Consider the following 4,391-nt stretch of genomic DNA (forward strand, 5'->3'; position numbering starts at 1 on the left):
GTCGTCGCCAAGGAAACCGAGAACTGCCAGAACTACCCGCGCGGCGACATGTCGCTGTGGCACTGGTCGTAGGCGTTCAGTCCTGATCGGCCTCTGCCAGTAGGCCCACGCACGTCGCGGTGATCAGCCGCGTGAGCGCAGCGGTGAAATCGATCTTCCAATCGGGTGGCACGTCCGTCCGCTTCGCATACTCGTCGGCCAACCTTTTCGGTGGGTTCGCCATCTGCCACAGCGGGGCTGCGAGCGAGTAAGAGGCGAGTAGGACGTCGAAGGCGCCTGAACGTCCCAGCCCGGGCAGCGCATTCTCGATCGCATCGGTCAGCGACAGCACGGCAGCGTTGCTGACTTCCTTGAATTCAAGTACCCGTTCGAGCGCGACCTCGTGCTCAAGGTGCAGATGCAGGTTGGCGAGCAGGTCGCAGAACAGCGGATCGGACGCCAGGCCGTTGGCCAATGCGTCGGCAACCCGAGCCGGCGACATCGGGCCGGGCCCACCCAAGCTTTCGCAGACAGTGTCCGAGAAGCGTGCCCAGCCCTCGGCGGCCAGATTCAGCAGCACCTCTTTGTGTGAGGTGAAGTAGCGGCGTACCGCCGAATAGTGCACGCCCGCGCGGCTCGCGACATCGGTCAGGGTCACCGACGCGACACCGGATTCCAGCGCCAGCGAGCGTGCGGCCTCCACCAGCGCCGCTGCGCGTTGACGTTTCTTGTCGTCGCTTCGGGCGCGCTGGAAGCTGAGCTGCGGCACGGCGCGAGAATAGCGCAGACGAACGCATTGCGGGCCGCTGGTGAACCCGGTACCGTCCGTTTACGCACGTAACATGCGTTATATCTGCATTCGTGCGTGAGCGGGGAAGGAGTCGACAGTTCGGGGTGCGAGCATGGTTTACTCGTCATGGTTTGGCGCTGTCATCGGGCCCTCGCAAGCGCGCTGGGACGTCCCGCCGATCGGTGGATGAATATCTTCGAGTAGTTGAGGCATCGCCGACCGAGAACGCGGCAATGGGTGAAGGGAATTTCGATTTTCAGGGTGCTGGAGCGGGTGTGGATTCCGCTTGTGATCGTGGCTGTGATCGGCCTCGGTGGTTTCACCGTGTTCCGGATTCACGGCATTTTCGGCTCTGAAAAACGTCCGGCTTATTCCGACAGCGCGACCGACGACAGTAAGCCTTTCAATCCCAAACGGATCACCTACGAGGTTTGGGGTCCCCCCGGTGCCACGGCGGACATCAGCTATTTCGACACGAACGCCGACCCGCAGCACGTGGACGGCGCCACGCTGCCCTGGACCCTCAACATGACGACGAAGGCGGCGTCAGTCGTGGGAAACGTTGTGGCGCAAGGCACCGGCAACACGTTGGGCTGCCGCATCATCATCGATGACGTGGTTAAGGCCGAGCATGTCTCGCACGAGGTGAACGCCTTTACCTATTGCGTTCTCAAGGGCGCATGATCAGCGGCCAGGTGCGTTCTCAAAGGCGCATCAGTAACCGTCAACCGAGCCCCGCGGCCGCCGAACCGCCGCGGCTCCCAAGGATGATCCACAAGTACGCTCTGTTCGTCATCCTGGCGTGGTTGGGGATTATCTTTCTGATGAGCGTGGCCGTCCCGCCACTGGAACAAGTCGCCGAGGCTCGCCAGGTTTCGTTGAGCCCCAAAGATGCACCCTCGGTGCAGGCGATGGAGATCACCGGAAAGCTATTCAAGGAATCTGATTCCGACGATTTCGCGATGCTTGTTCTGGAAAGCGATACCAAACTCGGTGACGACGCCCACCGTTACTACGACAGCATCATCAGACAACTGCGAGCCGATCCGGCGCACATCCAGAACGTGCAGGACTTCTGGGGGGATCCGCTCACGGCGCCGGGCGCGCAAAGCTCCGACGGCAAGGCCGTCTACGTCCAACTGAATCTCGCCGGCAACCAGGGCACCACCCTTGCCGAACAGTCGATCAAGGCCGTCCGGGACATCGTGAACCGGACTCCCGCGCCCAAAGGCGTGACGACCTACGTGACCGGCCCCTCGGCGCTGGTGTCGGACATGCACCACAGCGGCGACAGCACCCTCGTCAAGATCACCGTGGTCACCATGCTGGTGATTTTCACCATGTTGCTGCTCGTGTACCGCTCGGTGCGGACGGTGGTGTGCCTGCTGCTCACAGTCTTCGTCGAATTGACCGCGGCCAGAGGAATAGTCGCGTTCCTCGGCTACCACCAGCTCATCGGGCTGTCCACCTTCGCCGTTAATCTGTTGGTATCGCTGGGAATTGCGGCGGGCACCGACTACGCGATTTTCTTCTTCGGCCGTTATCAAGAGGCACGCCAGAACGGCGAAGATCGTGAAACGGCGTTCTATACGACGTACCACGGCGTCGCCCACGTGGTGCTGGCATCCGGTTTGACGATCGCCGGCGCTACCTTCTGCCTGAGCTTCTGCCGCATGCCGTACTTCCAAACCATCGGTGTGCCATGCGCAGTCGGCATGGTCGTGGCCGTCGCCGTCGCGACGACACTGGTTCCGGCCGTGATCGTGGTCGGCGGTCGATTCGGATTGTTCGACCCCCGACGGAGGATCCAGACCCGAGGCTGGCGGCGGATAGGTACCGCGATCGTGCGCTGGCCGCTGCCCATTCTGGCTGCGGCGTGCGGGGTTGCGCTGATCGGACTGCTGACCCTGCCCGGATACCAGACCAGCTACAACGACCGGCTGTACATACCGCACGACATCGCCGCCAACAAGGGATACGACGCGGCGGAGCGGCACTTCTCCCAGGCCCGATTGATGCCGGAAGTCATGACGGTCGTGGCCGACCACGATCTCCGCGATCCGGGGGACTTCCTCATCCTCGACAAACTCGCCAAAAACATCTTCCGCGTCCCGGGAATCTCACGCGTGCAAGCGATTACGCGCCCGGAGGGCACCGCGATGGAGCACACGTCGATACCGTTCCAGCTCAGCATGCAGAACGCCGGGCAGGTACAGACGATGAAGTTCCAGAAGGCCCGCATGGACGACATGCTCAAGCAGGCCGATGAGCTCGAGGACACCATGAACCGAATGAGGCACATGTACGGCCTCATGAAGCAACTCACCGCCACCACGCACAAGATGGTCGGCGAGACCAAGGAAATGCAGGCAGTCACCGAAGAACTGCGCGATGACATCGCCAACTTCGAGGACACCTGGCGGCCGATCCGCAGCTACTTCTACTGGGAAAAGCACTGTTACGACATCCCGATCTGTTATTCCCTGCGATCCGTCTTCGATGCCGTTGACGGTGTCGACGAGATCGACGACAAGTTCCAGATCCTGACAAAAGACTTTGATCAGCTCGACTCGCTGATGCCGCAGCTGATCGTCGATTTCCCGCCGATGATCGACAGCATGGAGAACATGCGGACGATGATGCTGACCATGCACAGCACCATGTCCGGGATTTTCAACCAGATGGATGACATGAGCTCCAACGCGAACGCCATGGGTCATGCGTTCGATCAAGCGAAGAACGATGACTCGTTCTACCTGCCGCCAGAAGTCTTCCAGAACAAGGACTTCAAGCGAGCGTTGAAGAACTTCCTGTCGCCGGACGGCAAGGCCGTGCGCTTGATCATCTCGCATCGGGGCGATCCGGCATCGCCGGAGGGCCTCGCGCGCGTCGACTCGATCCGGCAGGCAGCCGAGGAGGCGCTCAAGGGCACTCCGATGGAAGATTCCAAGATCTACCTCGCCGGCACCGCGGCCACGTTCAAGGACTGGAAAGACGGCTCCAAGTACGACCTGTTGATCGCCGGAATCGGTTCGCTCTGCCTGATTTTCATCATCATGCTGATCATCACCCGAAGCCTCATCGCGGCTTTCGTGATCGTGGGCACCGTAGCGATTTCACTGGGGGCGTCGTTCGGCATGTCTGTGCTCGTCTGGCAATACTTCCTCGGCATCAAACTGCACTGGATGGTGCTGGCGATGTCGGTGATCGTCCTGCTAGCGGTCGGGTCCGACTACAACCTGTTGCTGGTATCCCGGCTGAAGGAGGAAATCCACGCCGGGCTCAAGACGGGCATCATCCGAGCGATGGGCAGTACCGGCAAGGTGGTGACGTCGGCCGGTCTGGTGTTCGCGTTCACCATGGCGTCGATGGTGGTCAGCGACCTGCGCATCATCGGACAGGTAGGTACCACCATCGGTCTTGGTCTGCTGTTCGACACGTTGATTGTGCGGTCGTTCATGACGCCGTCCATCGCCGCGCTACTCGGGCGCTGGTTCTGGTGGCCGATCCGGGTGCGACCTCGGCCGGCCAGCACCATGCTCCGGCCGAGCGGCCCGCGCCCCGCGGTGCGGTCGCTGCTCGGCACGAGTTTCGGTGAGAGTCAGGACGCGCACACCGCGCC

At 61.7% G+C, this 4,391-nt stretch carries 4 protein-coding genes; 3 read left to right on the top strand and 1 reads right to left on the bottom strand.

Annotated features, from left to right (window positions below):
- Positions 1 to 72: DUF5078 domain-containing protein (locus VN856_RS28865; RefSeq protein WP_414686909.1), on the top strand; the 72-nt coding region annotated here is incomplete at its 5' end.
- Between the two features lie 4 nt (positions 73 to 76).
- Here VN856_RS28865 and VN856_RS09120 read toward each other — a convergent pair.
- Complete coding sequence (locus tag VN856_RS09120; RefSeq protein WP_325688184.1) at positions 77 to 766, bottom strand: TetR family transcriptional regulator; 690 nt, start codon at positions 764 to 766, stop codon at positions 77 to 79.
- 264 nt (positions 767 to 1,030) lie between these two features.
- Here VN856_RS09120 and VN856_RS09125 point away from each other — a divergent pair, with 264 nt between their 5' ends.
- Both VN856_RS09125 and VN856_RS09130 read left to right on the top strand, forming a co-directional pair.
- Positions 1,031 to 1,453: an MmpS family protein gene (locus tag VN856_RS09125; protein ID WP_325688186.1), complete on the top strand. Its 423-nt coding sequence runs from the start codon at positions 1,031 to 1,033 to the stop codon at positions 1,451 to 1,453.
- A gap of 83 nt (positions 1,454 to 1,536) precedes the next feature.
- Positions 1,537 to 4,391: RND family transporter (locus VN856_RS09130; protein WP_325688183.1), on the top strand; the 2,855-nt coding region annotated here is incomplete at its 3' end.

This window comes from Mycobacterium sp., from assembly GCF_035603715.1.
In the GTDB taxonomy this organism is placed as follows: Bacteria; Actinomycetota; Actinomycetes; order Mycobacteriales; family Mycobacteriaceae; genus Mycobacterium.